Annotated in this window: 16 protein-coding genes; 8 read left to right on the top strand and 8 right to left on the bottom strand. The window is 73.8% G+C overall.

The window, feature by feature from the left end:
* Positions 1 to 2 precede the first annotated feature (2 nt).
* The 4 genes from JJI54_RS11725 (at position 3) to JJI54_RS11710 (ending at position 3,377) form a co-directional block, all read left to right on the top strand.
* Positions 3 to 1,280 carry a M16 family metallopeptidase gene (locus tag JJI54_RS11725; RefSeq protein WP_203073168.1) on the top strand — a complete coding sequence of 426 codons (1,278 nt, stop codon included), beginning with the start codon at positions 3 to 5 and terminating at the stop codon, positions 1,278 to 1,280.
* Positions 1,277 to 2,608, top strand: coding sequence for a TldD/PmbA family protein (locus JJI54_RS11720; RefSeq protein WP_203073167.1), 1,332 nt, complete (start codon positions 1,277 to 1,279; stop codon positions 2,606 to 2,608). Before JJI54_RS11725 ends, JJI54_RS11720 begins: the two co-directional genes overlap by 4 nt.
* A gap of 52 nt (positions 2,609 to 2,660) precedes the next feature.
* On the top strand, positions 2,661 to 3,095 hold the full coding sequence (locus JJI54_RS11715) for a hypothetical protein (RefSeq protein WP_203073166.1): 435 nt from the start codon (positions 2,661 to 2,663) through the stop codon (positions 3,093 to 3,095).
* Between the two features lie 78 nt (positions 3,096 to 3,173).
* Positions 3,174 to 3,377 (top strand): type II toxin-antitoxin system Phd/YefM family antitoxin, encoded by a 204-nt coding sequence (locus JJI54_RS11710; RefSeq protein WP_203073165.1) that lies wholly within the window; start codon positions 3,174 to 3,176, stop codon positions 3,375 to 3,377.
* Here the strand turns inward: JJI54_RS11710 and JJI54_RS11705 are convergent.
* Entirely contained in the window at positions 3,355 to 4,971 is a 1,617-nt protein-coding gene (locus JJI54_RS11705; RefSeq protein ID WP_226381675.1) for an ABC transporter substrate-binding protein, read from the bottom strand. The two genes, JJI54_RS11710 and JJI54_RS11705, sit on opposite strands and share 23 nt — an antisense overlap.
* A gap of 134 nt (positions 4,972 to 5,105) precedes the next feature.
* On the opposite strand from JJI54_RS11705, the gene JJI54_RS11700 reads away from it, so the two are divergent.
* Positions 5,106 to 6,083 (top strand): Tim44 domain-containing protein, encoded by a 978-nt coding sequence (locus tag JJI54_RS11700; RefSeq protein WP_203073164.1) that lies wholly within the window; start codon positions 5,106 to 5,108, stop codon positions 6,081 to 6,083.
* A 36-nt stretch (positions 6,084 to 6,119) separates the two neighbouring features.
* On the opposite strand, the gene JJI54_RS11695 is transcribed toward JJI54_RS11700, so the two are convergent.
* On the bottom strand, positions 6,120 to 6,920 hold the full coding sequence (locus JJI54_RS11695) for an SDR family NAD(P)-dependent oxidoreductase (RefSeq protein ID WP_203073163.1): 801 nt from the start codon (positions 6,918 to 6,920) through the stop codon (positions 6,120 to 6,122).
* A 108-nt stretch (positions 6,921 to 7,028) separates the two neighbouring features.
* Between JJI54_RS11695 and JJI54_RS11690 the strand changes: the two genes are divergently transcribed.
* From JJI54_RS11690 to JJI54_RS11680, 3 genes are read left to right on the top strand one after another with little or no spacing between them, the layout of a single operon-like run.
* Complete coding sequence (locus tag JJI54_RS11690) at positions 7,029 to 7,607, top strand: TetR/AcrR family transcriptional regulator (protein WP_203073162.1); 579 nt, start codon at positions 7,029 to 7,031, stop codon at positions 7,605 to 7,607.
* 21 nt (positions 7,608 to 7,628) lie between these two features.
* Positions 7,629 to 8,903, top strand: coding sequence for an MFS transporter (locus JJI54_RS11685; RefSeq protein ID WP_203073161.1), 1,275 nt, complete (start codon positions 7,629 to 7,631; stop codon positions 8,901 to 8,903).
* A complete protein-coding gene (locus JJI54_RS11680; protein ID WP_203073160.1) occupies positions 8,900 to 10,216 on the top strand; it encodes an MATE family efflux transporter in 1,317 nt (438 codons plus the stop codon). Before JJI54_RS11685 ends, JJI54_RS11680 begins: the two co-directional genes overlap by 4 nt.
* A gap of 13 nt (positions 10,217 to 10,229) precedes the next feature.
* Here JJI54_RS11680 and JJI54_RS11675 read toward each other — a convergent pair whose 3' ends face one another.
* The 6 genes from JJI54_RS11675 to lysA all read right to left on the bottom strand — a co-directional run bounded on the left by JJI54_RS11675 (position 10,230) and on the right by lysA (position 18,602).
* Complete coding sequence (locus JJI54_RS11675) at positions 10,230 to 10,613, bottom strand: DUF4118 domain-containing protein (protein ID WP_203073159.1); 384 nt, start codon at positions 10,611 to 10,613, stop codon at positions 10,230 to 10,232.
* A 121-nt stretch (positions 10,614 to 10,734) separates the two neighbouring features.
* Positions 10,735 to 12,399, bottom strand: a complete 1,665-nt coding sequence (locus tag JJI54_RS32960; protein WP_203073158.1) for a response regulator — start codon at positions 12,397 to 12,399, stop codon at positions 10,735 to 10,737.
* Between the two features lie 22 nt (positions 12,400 to 12,421).
* A complete protein-coding gene (locus JJI54_RS11665) occupies positions 12,422 to 14,005 on the bottom strand; it encodes an ATPase domain-containing protein (protein WP_226381674.1) in 1,584 nt (527 codons plus the stop codon).
* An 87-nt stretch (positions 14,006 to 14,092) separates the two neighbouring features.
* The gene (locus tag JJI54_RS11660) at positions 14,093 to 14,635 is read right to left on the bottom strand and encodes an MOSC domain-containing protein (RefSeq protein WP_203073157.1); all 543 of its coding nucleotides are present in this window, start codon (positions 14,633 to 14,635) and stop codon (positions 14,093 to 14,095) included.
* A complete protein-coding gene (locus JJI54_RS11655) occupies positions 14,635 to 17,241 on the bottom strand; it encodes a TIGR02302 family protein (RefSeq protein WP_203073156.1) in 2,607 nt (868 codons plus the stop codon). The genes JJI54_RS11660 and JJI54_RS11655 overlap by 1 nt, the downstream gene beginning before the upstream one ends.
* On the bottom strand, positions 17,238 to 18,602 hold the full coding sequence (lysA, locus tag JJI54_RS11650) for a diaminopimelate decarboxylase (RefSeq protein ID WP_203073155.1): 1,365 nt from the start codon (positions 18,600 to 18,602) through the stop codon (positions 17,238 to 17,240). Before lysA ends, JJI54_RS11655 begins: the two co-directional genes overlap by 4 nt.
* Positions 18,603 to 18,609 lie beyond the last annotated feature (7 nt).

Below are 18,609 nucleotides of genomic sequence, written 5' to 3'. Positions count from 1 at the left end.
CCATGTCTGACGCGACCAACGACGCCATCCGCCTGACCCGGCTGCCGAACGGCCTGACCGTGGTGTCGGAGCGCATGCCGCGGGTGGAGACCGTCTCCATCGGCGCCTATGTCAATGCCGGCACGCGGCATGAGGCGGCGCCGGAGAACGGCGTCTCCCACTTCCTGGAGCACATGGCCTTCAAGGGCACGGAGCGCCGGGATGCCGCGGCCATCGCGCGGGAGATCGAGAATGTCGGCGGGCACCTGAACGCCTACACCTCCCGCGAGAACACCGCCTACTACGCCAAGGTGCTGAAGGAGGATGTGGGCCTGGCCGCCGACATCCTGGGCGACATCCTCAGCCATTCCAGCTTCGTGCCGGAGGAGCTGGAGCGCGAGCGCGGCGTGATCCTGCAGGAGATCGGCCAGGCGAACGACACGCCGGACGACATCGTCTTCGACCATTTCCAGTACACCGCCTATGCCGCGCAGGCGATGGGGCGGCCGGTGCTGGGGACGGAGGAGACGGTCTCCGCCATGACGCGCGAGGCGCTGACCGGCTATATGCGCCGGCACTACGGGCCGAGCCGCATGGTGGTGGCCGCCGCCGGCGCGCTGGAGCATGAGGCGCTGCTCGACCTGGTGCAGATGCACTTCGCCGACCTGCCGACGGCCGCGGAAGCCGCGATGGAGCCCTCCCGCTACACCGGCGGCGAGTTCCGGGAGGAGCGCGACCTCGACCAGGTGCATCTGGTGCTGGGGTTCCCGAGCGTCTCCGCGACCGACAAGCTGCACACGGCGACGCAGCTGCTCTCCACGCTGCTGGGCGGCGGCATGTCGTCCCGGCTGTTCCAGGAGATCCGGGAGAAGCGGGGCCTCGTCTATTCCATCTATTCCTTCGCCTCCCCCTTCCAGGACCATGGGCTGTTCGCGGTCTATGCGGGCACGGGTGAGGACCAGGCGGAGGAGCTGGTGCCCGTGACCTTGGCGGAGCTGCTCAAGGTGCAGACCGACGTGACGGAGGATGAGCTGAACCGCGCCAAGGCGCAGCTTCGCGCGAGCCTGCTGATGTCGCTGGAGAGCACGGGCAGCCGCTGCGAACAGCTGGCGCGGCAGCTGCAGGTGCATGGCCGCATCATCCCGGTGGAGGAGACGAAGGCGCGGATCGCGGGGGTGACGGTGGCGCAGGTGCAGGAAGCGGCGGCGCGCATGTTCCGCGCGGCGCCGACGCTGACGGCGCTCGGCCCGGCCAGCAAGGTGCCGGGGCTGTCGGACATCATGGGGCGGCTGGCGGCATGAACAACCTGGAGGTCCTGGCCGATCTGGTTGCCGCGGCGAAGCGCGCCGGCGCGGACAGCGCGGATGCGCTGCACGTACAGAACGCCTCGCTCAGCGTGTCGCGCCGCCTCGGCAAGATCGAGCAGCTGGAACGGTCGGAGGGCTTCGACCTCGGCCTCCGGGTCTTCGTGGGCAAGCGCCAGGCCATCGTCTCCACCACCGTCGCGGACCCCAAGGGCTTCGCGGCGCTGGCGGAACGGGCGGTGGCGATGGCGAAGGTGGTGCCGGAGGATCCCTTCGGCGGCCTGGCCGACCGCTTCGACCCGCCGCGGGATGCGGGGCCGCTCGACCTCGATGATCCCGGCGAGCCGAGCGCGGAGGAGCTGATCGCGCGCGCGGCGGCGGCGGAGGAGACGGCGCTGGCCATCCCCGGCGTGACGAACAGCGAGGGGGCCGATGCCTCCTGGGGCCGGGTGCGGGTGGCGCTGGCCACCAGCGCGGGCTTCGCGGGGGCCTATGCGCGGTCCTCCCACGGCATCTCCTGCACCGCGCTGGCGGGCAGCGGCACGGCGATGGAGCGGGACTACGATTTTTCGTCCGTTGTCCATCTGGAGGACCTGGATGACCCCGTCGCGATCGGGCGACGGGCGGCGGAGCGGGCGCTGGCGCGGCTGAACCCGGTGCGGGCGAAGACGGCGCGGGTGCCGGTGGTGTTCGACCCGCGCGTGTCCTCCTCCATCCTCGGGCACCTGCTGGGGGCCATCAACGGGGCCTCGGTCGCGCGGGGGACGAGCTTCCTGGCGGGGCGGGTCGGCACGCAGGTGCTGGCGAAGGGCCTGACGGTGAAGGACGACCCGCTGCGGCGGCGCGGGCTGCGGTCCCGCCCCTTCGACGGGGAAGGCATGGCGGGCACGCCGCGCGCGATCGTCGAGGATGGGGTGCTGACCACCTTCATCATGGATTGGCGCAGCGCCCGGCAGCTCGGCCTGGAATCGACCGGCCATGCCAGCCGCGGTACGGGCGGCCCGCCGGGGCCGGCGGCCTCCAACCTCTGGCTGGAGGCGGGAAGCCTGACGCCGGCGGCGCTGATGGCGGACATCAAGGAAGGCCTCTACGTCACGGACCTGATCGGCATGGGCGTGAACGGCGTGACGGGCGACTACAGCCGGGGCGCGGCCGGCTTCATGATCCGCGACGGCGCGCTGGCGGAGCCGGTGAGCGAGATCACCATCGCCGGCAACCTGAAGGACATCTTCCTCAATCTGACGGCGGCGAACGACCTGGTGTTCCGGCGGGGCACGGATGCGCCGACGCTGCGGATCGAGGGGCTGACGCTGGCGGGCGCCTGATCACCGTCGCGCGATAGCGGCATCCCCCGCGCGGCGCGGCCGTTGCGGGGGCATGCGGTGGACCCTGGTGTTGCTGGCCCTGCTGCCGGCCTGCGAGGCGGCGCAGGGCGTCGATGAACGGTTGCGGCGGATCGACCTGCTGGACCGGGTGTTCGAACCGCAGCGCTTCCGCCCCTCCCCCGCACCCGCCCCCACGCCGCCGCCGGAGCCGCCCCCCGCGCCGGAGCCCGAGCCGGTGGCGATCCGGCCGCCGGAGGCCGAGCCCGCGCCCTGGTTCCCGGAACCGGAGCCCATCCCCGCCCCCGCCCCGGCCATCCGCACCCAGGCGCTGCTGCGCCAGCAGCCCTGGCTGGCGCGCTTCTGGTCGGAGCTGACGCCGGCCCAGCAGGCCCGCGTGGCGCGCCGCCTGCCCGGCGACAGCGCCGCGCGGTGGGATGGGATGGGGCTGACGGATCGCGTGGCGCTGCTGTTCGGTACCGGAACCTGACGGGAAGGCCGTCGAAACGAACCGAAACAGTCCTTTCCCCCGCATGGTCTAGCCTGCGCGGCGGAGGCATCGCCCACCATGGCCCGAGAAACGCGCGTGACGACCTATGAGGCCGAGACCCGCCTCGCCCTGCTGCTCGACCTGGTGGCGCAGGGGGAGACGGTGGTGATCACGCGGCGGGGGGAGGCCGTGGCCCTCCTCGCGCCGCCGCACCCCTCCCCGGCCCCGCGGCCGGAGACGGGGCGCGAGGCGCCGTCGCTCAATCCACCCGGATCTCCCTGACCTGCACCTGGTTGTCGGCGCGGTGCGTCACCGCGACGCCCGCGCGATGCGCCCAGGGGATCATCATGTGGTACATCGGGATGTGGCCGAGATCGGCGTTGTGGATGGCATGCGCCTCCCGGATCAGGGCGCGGCGGGCATCGGGGTTGCCTTCCGCATCGATGCGCGGGATCAGCGCGTCGAAGGCCGGGTTGCTGTAGCCGCCGCCATTCCAGGTGGCGGCGCCGCCCACGGAGCGGGACGCCATGATGGCGCGCAGCGTGTAGCTGGCATCGAAGGTCGGCACGCCCCAGGAGAGGGCGAACATCATCGGCTCCTGCCGCCGGATGCGCTGGCTGAACACGGCGTTGGGATGGATGGTCAGCTGCGCGCGGATGCCGACGCGGGCCAGCATGCCGGCGACGGCCTGGCAGGCCTCGTCATAGGTGCCGACCGGGCATTCGAAGGGCACGGTGAAGCCGTTCGGGTAGCCGGCCTCCGCCAGCAGGGCGCGGGACCGGGCGGGGTCGTAGGGCGTGCGGCGATCGCCTTCCTGCGACCAGCCATTGACGAACTGCGTCCACATGCTGCCCGTGGGCACGCCCTGGCCGCGCAGCGTGGTGCGGCGGAGCGCATCGAGATCCAGCGCATGCGCCACGGCCTGGCGGACGCGGAGGTCCTTGAAGGGGTTGCGCCCGCGCACGTCGCTGCCGGCCAGCTCCTCCACATCCTGGCGCATGCCGAGCCAGACGGTGCGGTTCTCCTGCCCCTCCAGGATGCGCAGCCGCGGGTCGCGCTGGATGCGCGCCACGTCCTGCACCGGGACGACATGGACCATGTCCACCTCGCCGGACAGCAGCGCCGCCATGCGGGTGGCGTCGGAGGTGAGGGTGATGTGGTGGTATTCCGTGACGTTGCCGCGCGGCGCCACGCCGGCGGCGGTGCCCCACCAATTGGGGTTGCGGACCATGACGGTGCGCTGCTCGGCTTCCCGCGACCGGATCACGAAGGGGCCGGTGCCGTTGGCGTTGCGGACGGTGAACATCTCCTCCTGCCGCGCGAAGTTCTGCGGCTGGGTGGCGCGGTGGGTTTCCGACCAGCCGCGATCCATCATCATCACGCGCGTCATCTTGTCGGGGATGACGGGGTCGGGGACGCGGGTGATCAGGTCCACCGTCAGGCGATCCACCGCCACGGCCTCCGCCACCGTATCGACGAAGATGCCGTAGTTGGAGGTGGGGGCCAGCGCGCGCTGGATGCTGAAGACGACGTCGTCCGAATCGAAGGCCTCCCCGCCCGCGAAGCGCACGCCATCGCGCAGGTGGAAGCGCCAGCGCGTCGGCTCCACCTGTTCCCAGCGCGTGGCGAGCCCCGGCTGCACCTTCAGGTCGTCGCCGCGATGGGTCAGGCCCTCATAGACCTGGTGGACGACGAGGAAGGTGAAGAGCGCGTTGGTGGCGTGGGGGTCGAGCGTCGCGGCATCGACGCTGGTGGCCATGCGGAAGACCCGGCCCTGCGTCGTCCCCTGGGCGGGCTGCGCCGCGGTCTGGGCCACCGCCTGCCCTGCCAGCAGCGCCGCGGCCGCCACCCCCAGCATCCATGTCCGACGCGCCATCAGTGCTTTCCCTGTCCTTACGAGGCCGACAGGGTGGCGCGCGACAACTCCCGAGAAAAGGGGCATTCGCAATTCGGCAGGACCCTTCCTATATTACCGATCGGAAACCCAATCCCGGAGGATACGCACCCCCCATGCGACGCACCGCACGTGTCATGACCGCCCTTGCCGTGGTGGCCCTTGCCCTCGGCCCGGCCCTGGCCGAGGCGCGGCCTGGCGGCAGTTCGTCCTCGGGCAGCCGCGGCAGCCGCACCTACCAGGCGCCGCCCAGCACCCAGACCGCGCCCGGCGGCGCGCAGCAGATGCAGCGCACGCAGCAGGCGCCCGCCCCGGCGGCGAACCCGGCCGCCAGCGCCGCGCGTCCCGCCGCGCCGGCCGCGCAGGGCAGCTTCTTCAGCCGCAACCCGCTGATGGCGGGGCTGATGGGCGGCCTGCTCGGCGCCGGCCTGTTCGGGCTGCTCTCGGGCTCCGGCCTGTTCGGCGGCATGGCGGGCTTCGCCAGCTTCATCGGCCTGCTGCTGCAGGTGGCGCTGATCGCGGGCCTGGTCTTCCTGGTGATGCGCCTGGTGCGCGGCGCCCGCCGCCCGGCCGTGGCCGCGGGGCCGCAGGGCCTGGCGCGGGACATGGGCGGCGATGACCGCCGCCCGATGAACCCGGGCATGGGCATGGGCGCCATGGCCGGCGGCGCCGCCGCCGTGGCCAGCCGCCCGATCCAGGTCGCGCCCCAGGATTTCGAGGTGTTCGGCCAGGCGCTGCTGGACGTGAACGCCGCCTGGTCCCGCCAGGACCTGGAGGCGCTGCGCCGGCTCTCCACGCCGGAGATGACCAACTACTTCGCGCAGGACCTGTCGGACCTCCGCGCCCGCGGCTGGACCAACACGACCAGCGACGTGCGCCTGGAAGCCGGCGACCTGAGCGAGGCCTGGGAAGAGGAAGGCCGCCACTACGCGACGGTCGCGATGCGCTTCTCCCTCATCGACGTCACCCGCGCGGCGGATGGCACGGTGGTGGAAGGCCATCCGACGAACCGGAGCACGGCGACGGAGCTCTGGACCTTCGTCCGCTTCCCGGGCGAGGCCTGGCGCCTCTCGGCCATCCAGCAGACGGGCTGACCAAGCGAAGGGGGCCGAAAGGCCCCCTTCTTCGTATCAGCCCGCCCGGTACCGCGCCGCCGCGTGGTTCAGCGACAGGTTCGGGCCCATCGCGGCGCGCGCGGCCTGGAAGGCCTGCCACTGCGCGAGGTCCGGCAGGGCGGGCAGCGTCACCGCCTCCCCCTGGTCCAGCCCGGCCAGCGCGGCATCCACCATCTCATCGGCCTCCATCACCATCTGCGCGGGCAGGGCATCGGTGCTGGTGCCGGCGCGGTCCCAGATCTCGGTGCGCGTCGCGCCGGGCAGCACGGCCTGGACGCGCACGCCCTTGCCCGCCAGCTCCGCCTGCAGCGCCTGGGTCAGGTTCAGGACGAAGGCCTTGCTGCCGGAATAGGCGCCGTTGAACATCTCCGGCACCAGCGCCAGCACCGAGGCGATGTTGATGATCGCCCCCCGCCCCCGCGGCGCGAAGGCCTGGGCGGCCGCGACGGCAAGCCGCATGGCGGCCACCACGTTGAGCCGCACCATCGCCTCCAGCCGGTCCGGATCCGCGGCCAGCAGCGGCGCCGCCACCGCCATGCCGGCATTGTTCACCAGCACGCCGATGCGCCCATCGGACCGCAGCCGCGCCTCCACGCCGCGCAGCGCGGCATCATCGGCCAGGTCGGCGGCCAGCACCTCCACCGCCCGCCCCGTCTCGGCGCGCAGCCGCGCGGCCACGCCTTCCAGCCGCGCCTGGTCGCGCGCGACCAGGATGAGGTCATGCCCGCGCCGCGCCAGGCGGTCCGCATAGAGGGCGCCGATGCCGGTGGAGGCGCCGGTGACGAGGGCGGTGGCGCCCGGGGGAAGCTGCTGCATCGGAATCTCCTGGCGCGGAAGCGCGCCGTTATTGATAGCGATCGCCATCATTGACCTTAAGATTGCGATCGCTATGATTGCTGTCAAGCGGGCGGCGGAGGCGGTGCGATGCGGGTGTCACGGGAACAGGCGGCGGAGAACCGGGCGCGGATCCTGGAGGCCGCGGCGCGGCTGTTCCGCGAGCGCGGCCTGGCCGGCGTCGGCGTCGATGCGCTGGGGGAGGCCGCGGGCATGACCCATGGCAGCCTCTACAGCCAGTTCGGGTCGAAGGAGGCGCTGGCGGCGGAGGCCGTCGCCCTGGCGGTGGCCGGCAGCGGGGGTGCGAAGCTCGGCCAGGCGAGCCCCGGCACCGGCGCGCTGCAGGCCTTCGTCGAGAGCTACCTCTCGCCGCGCCATCGCGATGCGCCCGGCGCGGGCTGCCCCTTCGCCGCCATGGGCAGCGAGGTGCCGCGCCAGCCGGCCTCGGTGCGCGCCCGCTTCACGGAGGGGCTGCGCCTGATGGCCGGCAATGTCGCGGCGATGCTGGCGCCCCGGTCCCGCGCGGCGGAGGAGGAGGCGCTGGCGGTGGTCGCGACCATGATCGGTGCCATGACGCTGGCCCGCGCGGTGGACGACCCGGCCCTGTCCGGGCGCATCCTGGACGCGGCGCGGGGCCGCCTCGCGGCCTCCCTGCCGCCTGACGCCTGAACAGCCGAGCGAGGTATCGCGATGCTCTCCACCTCCCTGGCTGCCGCGCTGGACCGGCGTGGCATCCATTATGGCTGGGTGATGGTGGGGCTCGCGCTCCTCGTCGCCGTGGGGTCCGCCGGCGCGCTGGGCGTGCTGGGGGCGCTGCTGCTGCCGGTGCAGCGGGAATATGGCTGGGACACCGCCACCATCTCCGGCGCGCTGGCGCTGCGGCTGCTGCTGTTCGGGCTGATGGCGCCCTTCGCCGCGGCGCTGCTGGCCCGCTACGGCATCCGGCGCATCGTCGCCATCGCGCTCGGCCTGGTGCTGGCGGGCTGCGGGCTTTCCTTCGGCATGACGCGAAGCTGGGAGCTGTGGCTGGGCTGGGGCGTGCTGACGGGGGTGGGGACGGGGATGACGGCGCTGGTGCTGGGCGCCACCATCGCCAATCGCTGGTTCGCGCAGCGGCGCGGGCTGGTGGTGGGCATCCTGACGGCGGGCAATGCCACGGGGCAGCTCGCCTTCCTGCCGCTCGCCGCCTGGCTGGCGCAGCATGAGGGCTGGCGCGTCGCGCTGCTGCCGGGCCTGGCGCTGTGTGCCGCGAGCGGGGTGCTGATGGTGCTGCTGGGGCGCGACCGGCCGGAGGAGCTGGGGCTGCGCCCCTATGGCGCCGCGCCGGATGCGCCGGCCGCGCCCCCGCCGGCGGGCGGCAATGCCATCCGCGCCGCCTTCGCGGTGCTGGCGGAGGCGAGCGCGACGCCGACCTTCTGGATCCTCTTCGCCACCTTCTTCGTCTGCGGCCTGTCCACGAACGGGCTGGTGCAGACCCACTTCATCCCGCTCTGCCGCGATTTCGGCATGCCGGAGGTGGAGGCGGCGACGGTGCTGGCGATGATGGGCGCCTTCGACTTCGCGGGCACCATCGCCTCCGGCTGGCTGTCGGACCGCTATGACAGCCGCAAGCTGCTGGCCTGGTACTACGCGCTGCGGGGCCTGTCCCTGCTGATGCTGCCCTACAGCGACTTCAGCCTGTATGGCCTCAGCCTCTTCGCCGTCTTCTACGGGCTGGACTGGATCGCGACGGTGCCGCCCACGGTGCGCCTGGCCGGGGAGGCCTTCGGGCGGGAGCGCGCGCCGATCGTCTTCGGCTGGGTCTTCACGGGGCACCAGCTGGGCGCGGCGGTCGCGGCCTTCGGGGCGGGGGCCAGCCGCGATGCGCTGGGCACCTACCTGCCGGCCTTCATCCTGGCGGGCGCCGCCTGCCTGGGGGCGGCTGTGCTGATCCTGGGGGCGCGGCGGCGGGCGGCGGCGGCATGAAGGCCGAGCGCATCCGCCGCATCCTGGCGCTGGCCGCGCCGACCACGCTGCTGGCCGCCGTGCAGGCGGGCGGGCAGCTGTTCGAGACCTGGCTGGCCGCGCGGCAGGGCACGGCGGCGCTGGCGGGCTGGGCCGTGGTGCTGCCCTTCGCGCTGCTGATGCAGATGATGTCGGCGGGCGCCATGGGCGGCGGCGTGGCTGCCGCCGTCGCCCGCGCGCTGGGCGCGAGGAAGCCGGAGGAAGCGGCCGCGCTGGTGCTGCATGCCGTGCTGATCGCGGTGGCGGCGGGGCTGGCCTTCGCCATCGCCCTGGCGGGCTTCCCCCGCGCGGTGCTGGGGCTGGTGGGCGGCGCCACGGCGGCGGAGGCCGCGGCGGGCTATGCCATCTGGCTGTTCGGGCTCGGCGCGGTGCCGGCCTGGCTGGCCAATACGCTCGCTTCCGTGCTGCGCGGCGGCGGGCGGCATGCGGTGGCGGCGCGGGTGATGCTGGTGACCTCCCTCTCCTACCCCCCGCTGGCCTGGCTGCTGGCGGAGCCGCTGGGCATGGGGCTGGCCGGCGCCGGGCTCGGCTATGCGCTGGCCATGCTGGCGGCGACGATCGGCCAGGGCGTGGTGGTGCTGAAGGGCGGCGCGGGATTCCAGCCCACCTTCCGCGTGCCGATCCAGGCCGCGCTGTTCTGGCGCATCCTCTCGGTCGGGCTGGTGGCGAGCCTGCTGGCATCGGTCGCCAACCTGACGACGATCCTGGTGACGGCGCGGATCCGCGACTACGGGCCGGAAGCCGTCGCGGCCTATGGCGTCTCCGCCCGGCTGGAATTCCTGATGATCCCGCTGGCCTTCGGCGTGGGCTCGGCGCTGACGGCGCTGGTCGGGCGCGCGGTGGGCGCGGGGGATTGGGCGGAGGCGCGGCGCATCGCCTGGACGGGGGCGCTGCTGGCGCTGGCCGTCACGGGGCCGGCGGGGCTGCTGGTGGCGGTCTTCCCGGGCGCGGTGGCCGGCGCCTTCGCCAGCGACCCGGCCGTGGTGGCGCTGGCGACGCAGGCGCTGGCCATCATCGGGCCGGCGCTGCCGGGCTTCGGCATGGGCATGGCCTTCTACTTCGCCGCCATGGGGGCGGGCCGCATGCGCTGGCCGGCGGCGGCGGGGCTGGCGCGCATCGCCATCGCGGTGGGGGGTGGCTGGCTGCTGGAAGGCGCGATGGGGCTGCAGGGGCAGTTCCTGGCCGTCGCGCTGGGCGTCACCGCCTATGGCCTGCTGGCCGCCGCCGCGGTGCGGCCGGGGGTGTGGCCGGGGCGCCGATCCGCGGCGCCGTGACGCGCGGCGGGCGTCAGGGGCTGCCCGGCGTCTCCGCCTCGATCCCCGCGGCCGCGAGGAAGACCTCCACCACCACCGCGGCGAAGGCGGCGGCGGCGGGGAAGAAGACGGCGAAGGCCAGATCGGCCCAGTCGTCGATCGCCGGGCGGCCCACCGGCTCCACGAAGAAGATCACGGCCAGCGCCCAGCCGAGCACCGCCGTCAGCAGCCCCGGCCCCAGCCCCAGCGCGACGGTCGCCAGGACCACCGCCGGCAGGAAGGGCAGGAAGGGGAAGCCCGGATGCCAGCCCCCCACCGCCGCCCGCAGCGCGAAGGCCGCCAGGATGACGGCGATGGCCAGCAGGCAGCGCCGCGGCAGGGCGAGGCGCCGGAGCGCGAGCAGGGCCCCGCCCCTCATCGGCCCGCGCCAGGCCAGGCGGGGGCGGAACCCGGTGGATGGGCGCGGGAGAAGGGCGCGGCGGCGGGCATGGCCGTGCCTTAGCATGGCGCCTGCCCGGGGCGCAGCGGCAGCGCCCGCGCTATCCGCGCGCGGCGGCCGGGCGGCGCATCACATCTTCCCCCAGCACGGCGCGGGTGGCGGCGGCCAGGGCCTCGATCCGGTAGGGCTTCGGCAGCAGCGCGATGCCCGCCACCTCCGCATCCCGCTTGGCGGCGGCGGCATAGGCGGTGGTCAGCAGCACGGGCAGCTGCGGGCGGCGGCGGCGGACTTCCCGCGCCAGCTCCACGCCGTTCATGCCGCCGGGCATCATCACGTCGCTGAACACCAGGTCCACCGGGCGGTGGTCCGCCAGCGCGCCCAGCGCGGCGGCGGCGCTGGCGGCGCGGGTCACGGTGAAGCCGAGCTGGGCCAGCATCTCCTGCACCAGGGCCGCGACCTCGTCATCATCCTCCACCAGCAGGACATGGCCCGCGAGGCCGTCGGCCGGCGCCTCCGCCGGCGCGGTCGCTTCCTCATCCGGCGGGCGGCGATGCGACCGCGGCAGCAGCAGCGCGACGGTGGAGCCCTGGCCCAGCGCCGTCTCGATCCGCACCGTGCCGCCCGACTGGCGGGCGAAGCCATAGACCTGCGCCAGGCCGAGGCCCGATCCCTTGCCGATGTCCTTGGTGGTGAAGAAGGGCTCGAAGGCCCGCGCCACCACCTCCGGCGCCATGCCCGTGCCGCTGTCGATGACGGAGAGCTTCACCGCGTCGCCGCGCAGCTCCGGCTCCTCCAGCCCCGGCAGGTTCTCCGCCCGGATGGTGATGGTGCCGCCGCCCGGCATGGCGTCCCGCGCATTCACCGACAGGTTCAGGATCGACAGCTCCAGCTCCCCCGGGTCGATCTCCACCGGCCAGAGGCTCGGCGGGAAATCGAGCGCCACATGCACGTCCCCGCGCAGGCTGCGGTCCAGCAATTCCCGCATGCCGCCGATGTGGCGGCGCAGGTCCAGCGGTTCCGGCTGCAGCGCCTGGCGGCGGGAGAAGGCGAGGAGCTGGCGCGTCAGCGCCGCGCCGCGGGCGGCGGCCTGGCGCATGCCCTCCATCAGCAGCCGCCGGCGGTTCGGATCGGCCTGGCGGTCCAGCATGTCGAGCCCGCCGGAGATCACCATCAGCAGGTTGTTGAAGTCATGCGCGACGCCGCCGGTGAGCTGGCCCATCGCCTCGATCTTCTGGGCGTGGCGCAGCGATTCCGCGATGCGCTCCCGCTCCGCGATCTGGTGGCGGAGCGCGGCGTTCGCCTGCTCCAGCTCCCGCGTCCGGTGCGCGACCAGGCCTTCCAGCTCCCGCGCCGCGCGGGCCTGCTCCGCCAGGTGGGCGCGCAGCTCGTATTGCCGGCGGCGGGCGCGCAGCGCGGCCTGGATGGTGCTGGTCAGCGTCAGCGCCTGCACCGGGCGTTCCAGCAGCGACACGTTGCGCAGCGCCGCCACCATGCGCGCGCGGCCGGCGACGACGGCGGGCTGTTCGCGGTGGCTGGTCAGCACCACGAAGGGCAGGTCGGACCAGGGCGGCTGGCGGCGCACCCAGGTGACGAGCGGCTCCGTCGGCGCGTTGAACAGCGCTTCCTCCGCCACGAAGGCGGCATCCGCGCCCTCCTCCAGCCCCAGCACCAGGGCGGGCAGGTCGGCGCATTCGCGGGCCCGCAGGCCGGCGCGGCGGAACAGCTCCGCCGAGGCCGCGCCATCCCGGCCCGTGGGCGCGAGCACCAGCACGGTCCAGGGGTTCGCGTCAGTTCCCGGCAGCATCGTCGTCCAGCAGCGGCTCCGCCGTGCCGAGATAGGTCGGCACCCCGGTGAAGACCCCGCTGAATTCGCGCAGCGGCGGGCCGATGGCGATGCCGCGCGGGCTCAGCCGCAATTCGCGGATCGTGGTCTCATGCGCGCTCGATCGCTTCTTCACCACGGACAGCGCGCGGCGCACCGACCCCGCATATTCGAAGTAGCGCAGCATCAGCACCGAATCCGCGAGGTAGCTGAGGTCCACCGGGCTGTGCACGGGCCCGACCAGCCCGTGCTGCGCCAGCACCAGGATCGTCAGCACGCCGAGCTGCGCGAGGTAGGTCAGCAGCTCATGCATCTGCAGGATCAGGAAGCGTTCGTCCGGCATGGCGCCGAGGTAGCCGTTGAGGCTGTCGATCACGATGATGCGGGCGTGGTCCACCTCCACCGCGTGGCGGACCAGGCTGGCGAATTCGCCGGGCGACAGCTCCGCCGGGTCCACCTGCTGGATGCGGATGAGGCCGGATTCGATGCAGTCCCGCAGCGGCAGGCCGAGCGACTGCGCGCGGGCCATGATGGTGCCGGCGCCCTCGTCGAAGGCGTACATCACGGCATGTTCGCCACGCCGCGCCGCGGCGACGACATAGACGAGGGCGAGCGAGGACTTCCCCACCCCCGCCGCGCCCAGCAGCAGTGCATTGGTGCCGCGTTCCAGCCCGCCGCCCAGCATGGAATCCAGCGCGGGAATGCCGGATGGCGTGGCTTCGCTGCTGAAGCTGGCGTGGTGTTCGGCCGCCACCAGGCGCGGGTGGATGGAAAGCCCGCCGCGGCGGATGGTGAAGTCGTGGAAGCCGCCGCGGAAGGGAATGCCGCGCATCTTCACCACGCGCAGCCGCCGCCGGTCGCCCCCGTAATCCACCGCCGCCTGGTCCAGCATCACCACCCCATGCGCGATGGAGTGCAGCTGCAGGTCGTCGCGGTGGGAGGAGAGGTCGTCCAGCATCAGCACGGTGCAGGCGCGGGCGGCGAAGAAATGCTTCACCGCCAGGATCTGCCGGCGGTAGCGCAGCGAGTTCTGCGCCAGCAGCCGCAGTTCCGACAGGCTGTCGAAGACCACGCGCTTCGGGTTGATCGCCGCCACCTTCTCGAAGATCAGGCGCGTCGTCTCGCCCAGCTCCACCTCCGCGGGGTGGAAGACCGTGAGTTCGCGATCGGGGTCGAGGCTGGCTTCCGGCGGCACCAGTTCGAAGACGGTGACGCCGCGGAGCGACCAGCCATGGCGCTTGGCGACCAGGCGCAGCTCCCGCTCCGTCTCCGAGAGGGAGATGTAGAGCGTCGTCTCCCCGAGCCGCGCGCCTTCCAGCAGGAATTGCAGCGCCAGCGTGGTCTTGCCCGCGCCGGGCCGGCCTTCGACCAGATAGACCCGGTCGGGGTCGAAGCCGCCGCCCAGGATGTCGTCTAGGCCCGCGCTGCCGGTGGAGATGCGGGGCGGGTCCTCCTCCTCCGCTGCGGCCAGGTCACGCACGTCGCCCATGCAGGTCTCCCGCGGCAGGCGGCCACGGTGCCGCCGGGACCCCTCGGGGTCCTCCGCCAAGGGGCCATCCTGCGCGGCGCCCTGCCATTGTGGGAGGCCAGGGCCGATCACGGCTGCGATGGAAGGGCGCCGGCGCGGCGCCGCGGGCTACACGGGTGCGAGAGGGTGGAACGCCGGCGGTTGCCATTCGACCGAGACGGGATCGCCGGCGGCGATGCTGCCGCCCGCCAGCACCACCGCCATGACGCCCGCCTTGCGGACAAGCGACCCATCCGCCGCCCGGCCCAGCACGGCCTGCATCAGCCCGGGCTGGAAGGCATCGATCTGGCGGCAGGGGTTGCGCAGGCCCGTCACCTCCACCAGCGCATCGGCGCCGAGCCGCAGCCGCGTGCCGGTGGAGAGCGCGAGCAGGTCGATCCCCCGCGTCGTGACATTCTCCCCCATCGCGGCGGGGGCGACGTTGAAGCCCGCCGCGGCGAGTTCGTCGAACAGTTCCGCCTGCATCAGATGGACCTGGCGGAGGTTCGGCACGGTCGGGTCCTTCGCGACGCGGGAGCGGTGCTTCACCGTGACGCCGGCATGGGCGTCACCCTCCACGCCGAGGCCCGCGAGCAGGGTGATGGCGGGCGCGGGCTGCTTGCTGAAGCGATGCGTGGAATCCTTCGCGACAGCGATGACCCTGGCCGCCATCAGAAGCGCTTCAGCAGGCGGTCGATGTAGTCCAGCTCCTCCTGCGGGCGGCCGCGTTCGGCGCCGCGCTTGCGCAGCTCCTCCTGGATGCGGCGGGTGCGCAGCAGCTCGGCCTCGTCCGGCACGCGGGTGTCGCTGCCATTGTCCTGGGCGCCGGGGGCTTCGCGGGTGCGGCGGCCGAGGGGGTCGCGGCCCGGGCCCTGGTCCTGCGCCTGGTCCTGGCCCTGGCCCTCCCCCTGCCCTTCGCCCATCATCTCGCCTTCGCCCTCGCCTTCCTCCTCGCCCTCCTGGCCCTGGCCGAACTGGCGCTGCATCTGCTGCGCCATCTGGCGGCTGCCTTCCTGGAGTTCGCGGATAGCGGTCTGCTGGGGGGTGCGGGCGTCGCGGCCTTCCGTCAGCGCCTCCTGCGCCTCCCGCATCGCCTGGTCGGCGCGGCCGAGCTGGGGGGGCACTTCACCGGTCAGGTCGCCGAATTGCTGCATCACCTCGCCCAGCGCCCGGCGCAGCGCGCGCTGGGTGCGGGCCTCCCGGTTCGCCTCGGCGCGGGCGGCCTGCTCGGCCTCGTTCCGCTGGGCCTGGGCCTGTTCCTCCTGCTGCGGGTTGGGGCGGGACCAGGGGGCGCGGTTCTGCAGCTGCTGGGCGCGGCGCTCGGCCTCCCGCCGCTGGGTCTCGGCCTCGGACCGCCGATGGCCGCTGTCCAGCATCTCCGTCTGGCGGCGGACCATGTCCTGCACCACGCCCATCTGCTGCTGGCCGCGTTCGCGCTGCTGGCGCTGGCGCTGCTCGGCCTCGTTGCGGGGCGTGCGGCCTTCCTCCAGCGCGCGCAGCTGTTCCTCCAGCTCCGCCAGTTCGCGCTGGGCGTCCTGCGGGCGGTTCTCGCGGTTCGCCTCCCGCATCCGCTCCGTCCGCCGGTCCAGCTCCCGCCGGTCCATCATTCGGTTCTGCGGGTCGAAGGGCATGGCCTCCGCATTCTCCCGCTGCAGGCGTTCCGCCAGCGCCTCCAGGTGGCGGCGGATGGCGTCGCGGAGTTCCTGGATGCGGCGGTCGGTTTCCGCCCGCTGCTCGGCGTTCTGCTCCCGGTTCTCCTGCTGCTCCCGCGCCGCCTGGTCCAGCGCCTCACGCAGCGCGGCGCGCGCCTGTTCCAGGGCGCGGGCGGTGCGCTCGGCGCGGCCTTCCTCCAAAGCGAGGGCCGTCTCCCACAGGATCTCCTGCGCCTCCGCCACCGCATCGGGGCGCCGGTCCCGCACCAGGCGGTGGCGGGCGCTGCGCAGCGCGAGGTAGGTGGTGGTGTCGTGCTCGAAGGCTTCCGGCGCGGCGGCGATGCGGTCCAGCTCCTGCCGCGCCTCCGCCCGCTTCGTCGGGTCGAGCGAGAGCGACTTGCGCAGCGCGATCAGCGCCTGGGCCACCGGGTGGGTGAAGCTGCGCTCCGGCAGGGTCAGCGTCGCGACCTCCGACCGTCCCTCCTGCCCCGCGCCGTCGCGCGCCACCAGCACCACCTCCACCTCCAGCCCCGCCCAGGGATGGGCGGAGAGGTCGGGGCCGGCGATGCCGCGGGCGCTGCGGGGCTGGCCGCCGGGCAGGCCGATCTCGATCACATGGGCGGGCGCCTGGGGGCGCGGCTTCAGGCGGAATTCGGTGTGGAGGGAGGCGACGCCCCAATCATCATCCGTCCGCCAGGAGAGCCGCAGCGCGAGGCCCCGCGCGGCGCGGGCGGGGGGTTCGGCGAAGCTCGCCGTGGGGGGCTGGTCCGCCTGCACGGTCAGGGTCCAGCCCGCGACCTCGAACCCCTCCCGCCGGATCACCAGGCGGGTGCCCTGGTCCAGCTGCGCCTCCGCGCCCCAGGAGCGGCCATCCAGCGCGCGGAAGGGCGTGGCATTGGCGCCGAGCTGGAGTTCCGGCGCGCCGCCGCTGCCGCCGGAGAGCGCCACCTGCAGCCGGCTGCCCTGCGGCACCGTCACGGCGCCGCCGGCGGGGTCCAGGAAGAGCGGCGCGGCGCCGGTATAGGCGGGGGGCGTGACCCAGGCCTCCACCCGCAGCGCGGGCGGCGCGGCGGCGGCGGCGAAGCCCGGCACCACGGCGCGGCGCAGCCTCTCCGGCGCTTCCGGCCCCGCGACGAAGAGGGAGGCGAGCAGCGCGACGCCGAGCGCGGCGCGCAGCGCGATCGGGTCCCGCGCCGCCAGGCCCGGCCGGGGGATGCCGACGCGAAGCCGGCTGATGGAGGCGGCCGCGCGGCGGCGATGCGCTTCCCACACCGCGATGGCCAGCGGATCCCCGCCCGCGGGGCGGTCGGCCAGCGCGGCCAGCGGCCGGTGCGGCAGGCCGGAGGCGCGTTCGAGGCGGCGATCGGCCTCCTCCTCCACCGGCACGGCCCAGTGGCGGAAGCCGCGCCAGGCGGCATAGGCGAAGGCGATGGCGAAGGCGGCGGCCAGGACCGGCCGCGCCCAGTTGGGCAGCAGCAGCGGCAGGCCGAGCAGCGAGAGCGTCAGGAACAGCCCCAGCACGCCGAGCGGCGGCCAGAGCGCGGGCCAGAGCCTTTCCCAGGCCAGGGCCAGCCGCGCCAGGGCGCGGCGACGGGGGAGTGCGGCGAGCGGGTCCCGCCCCGTCACGCCGGGCTCGTCTGCGAGGGGCCCGCCATCCAGGCCGGCAGCGCCTGGCCGGCCAGCAGGGCTTCCTGCGTCTGGCGTTCGCGCACCACGGCGAAGCGGTCGCCATCCACCAGGATCTCGGCCGCCAGCGGCCGGCTGTTGTAGGTGCTGCTCATCGACGCGCCATAGGCCCCCGCATCCAGGAACGCGACGAGGCTACCCGGATCGAGGTTCGGAAGGCCACGATTTCTGGTGAAGGTGTCCCCCGTCTCGCAGATCGGGCCCACCACGTCGCAGGGCGCGACGGGGGCCACGTAGTCGGCGGGGGAGACGGGGACGATGCCGTGCCAGGCATCGTACATGGCCGGCCGCACCAGGTCGTTCATCGCGGCATCCACAACGACGAAGCGCCGTTCCGCCCCGGTCTTCTGCAGGATGACGGAGGCGAGCAGCACGCCGGCGGGGCCGGAGATCCAGCGCCCGGGCTCCACCATCAGCTCGACCCCGAGATTGCCGAGGGTGGAGGCGATGGCGCCGGCCAGCGCCGCGGGGGATGGCGGCGGTTCGTCGCGATAGGGGATGCCGAGGCCGCCGCCGCAATCCACCCGCTCCACCGCCAGGCCCTGGGCGCGGAGCGCGCGGACGAGGTCGGCCAGGTGGCCATAGGCGACGCGATAGGCGGAGACGCCGGCGGTGATCTGGCTGCCGATATGGACCGCGACGCCGACCGGGCGGATGCCGGGCAGGGTCGCCATGCGGGCATAGAGGGCGGGGGCGTCGCCGATGGCGATGCCGAACTTGTTCTCCGACTTGCCGGTGGTGATCTTGGCGTGGGTCTTGGCGTCCACGTCGGGGTTCACCCGAAGGGCGACGGGGGCCTCCACCCCCATGGCGGTGGCGATGGCGGAGATCATCTCCACCTCCTCCGCCGATTCGGCGTTGATCTGCTGGATCCCCTCCGCCAGGGCGTACCGGATCTCCATCAGTGTCTTGCCGACGCCGGAGAAGACGATGTGGCCGGCGGGGATGCCGGCGGCGCGGGCGAGGCGCAACTCGCCCTCGCTCACCACATCGGCGCCGGCGCCGGCTTCGGCGAGCGTGCGGAGCACGGCGAGGTTGGGGTTGGCCTTGACCGCGAAATGCACCTGGGCGTCGGCGCGGGCCGCATCCAGCGCGCCCTGCAGCAGGCCGAGGCGGCGGCGGAGCGTGCCGGCGGAATAGACCCAGCTCGGCGTGCCATGGGCGCGGGCGATGGCGGCGAGGGGCACGCCCTCCATCATCAGCCCGGCGACGGGGTCCATGGTGAGCTGCGGGCGGAGTGCCAGCAGCTCGGCAAAGGTGGGGTCTTCGCCCGGAAGGGCGGATGCGGGGAGGGCGGCCATTCCCTCA

It is taken from the genome of Falsiroseomonas ponticola (assembly GCF_016805305.1).
Taxonomy (GTDB): domain Bacteria; phylum Pseudomonadota; class Alphaproteobacteria; order Acetobacterales; family Acetobacteraceae; genus Falsiroseomonas; species Falsiroseomonas ponticola.
This window is presented reverse-complemented; position numbering and strand designations above follow the sequence as displayed.

Excerpts from the sequence above, each read along its gene's own strand:
- JJI54_RS11660 (WP_203073157.1), bottom strand. The coding sequence starts at position 14,635 with ATGGCGGCCAGGGTCATCGCTGTCGCGAAGGATTCCACGCATCGCTTC.
- JJI54_RS11705 (WP_226381675.1), bottom strand. The coding sequence starts at position 4,971 with ATGGCGCGTCGGACATGGATGCTGGGGGTGGCGGCCGCGGCGCTGCTG.
- JJI54_RS11695 (WP_203073163.1), bottom strand. The coding sequence starts at position 6,920 with ATGCAGCAGCTTCCCCCGGGCGCCACCGCCCTCGTCACCGGCGCCTCC.
- JJI54_RS11690 (WP_203073162.1), top strand. The coding sequence starts at position 7,029 with ATGCGGGTGTCACGGGAACAGGCGGCGGAGAACCGGGCGCGGATCCTG.
- JJI54_RS11715 (WP_203073166.1), top strand. The coding sequence starts at position 2,661 with ATGCGGTGGACCCTGGTGTTGCTGGCCCTGCTGCCGGCCTGCGAGGCG.
- JJI54_RS11675 (WP_203073159.1), bottom strand. The coding sequence starts at position 10,613 with ATGAGGGGCGGGGCCCTGCTCGCGCTCCGGCGCCTCGCCCTGCCGCGG.
- JJI54_RS11725 (WP_203073168.1), top strand. The coding sequence starts at position 3 with ATGTCTGACGCGACCAACGACGCCATCCGCCTGACCCGGCTGCCGAAC.
- lysA (WP_203073155.1), bottom strand. The coding sequence starts at position 18,602 with ATGGCCGCCCTCCCCGCATCCGCCCTTCCGGGCGAAGACCCCACCTTT.
- JJI54_RS11685 (WP_203073161.1), top strand. The coding sequence starts at position 7,629 with ATGCTCTCCACCTCCCTGGCTGCCGCGCTGGACCGGCGTGGCATCCAT.
- JJI54_RS11700 (WP_203073164.1), top strand. The coding sequence starts at position 5,106 with ATGCGACGCACCGCACGTGTCATGACCGCCCTTGCCGTGGTGGCCCTT.
- JJI54_RS11680 (WP_203073160.1), top strand. The coding sequence starts at position 8,900 with ATGAAGGCCGAGCGCATCCGCCGCATCCTGGCGCTGGCCGCGCCGACC.
- JJI54_RS11720 (WP_203073167.1), top strand. The coding sequence starts at position 1,277 with ATGAACAACCTGGAGGTCCTGGCCGATCTGGTTGCCGCGGCGAAGCGC.
- JJI54_RS11710 (WP_203073165.1), top strand. The coding sequence starts at position 3,174 with ATGGCCCGAGAAACGCGCGTGACGACCTATGAGGCCGAGACCCGCCTC.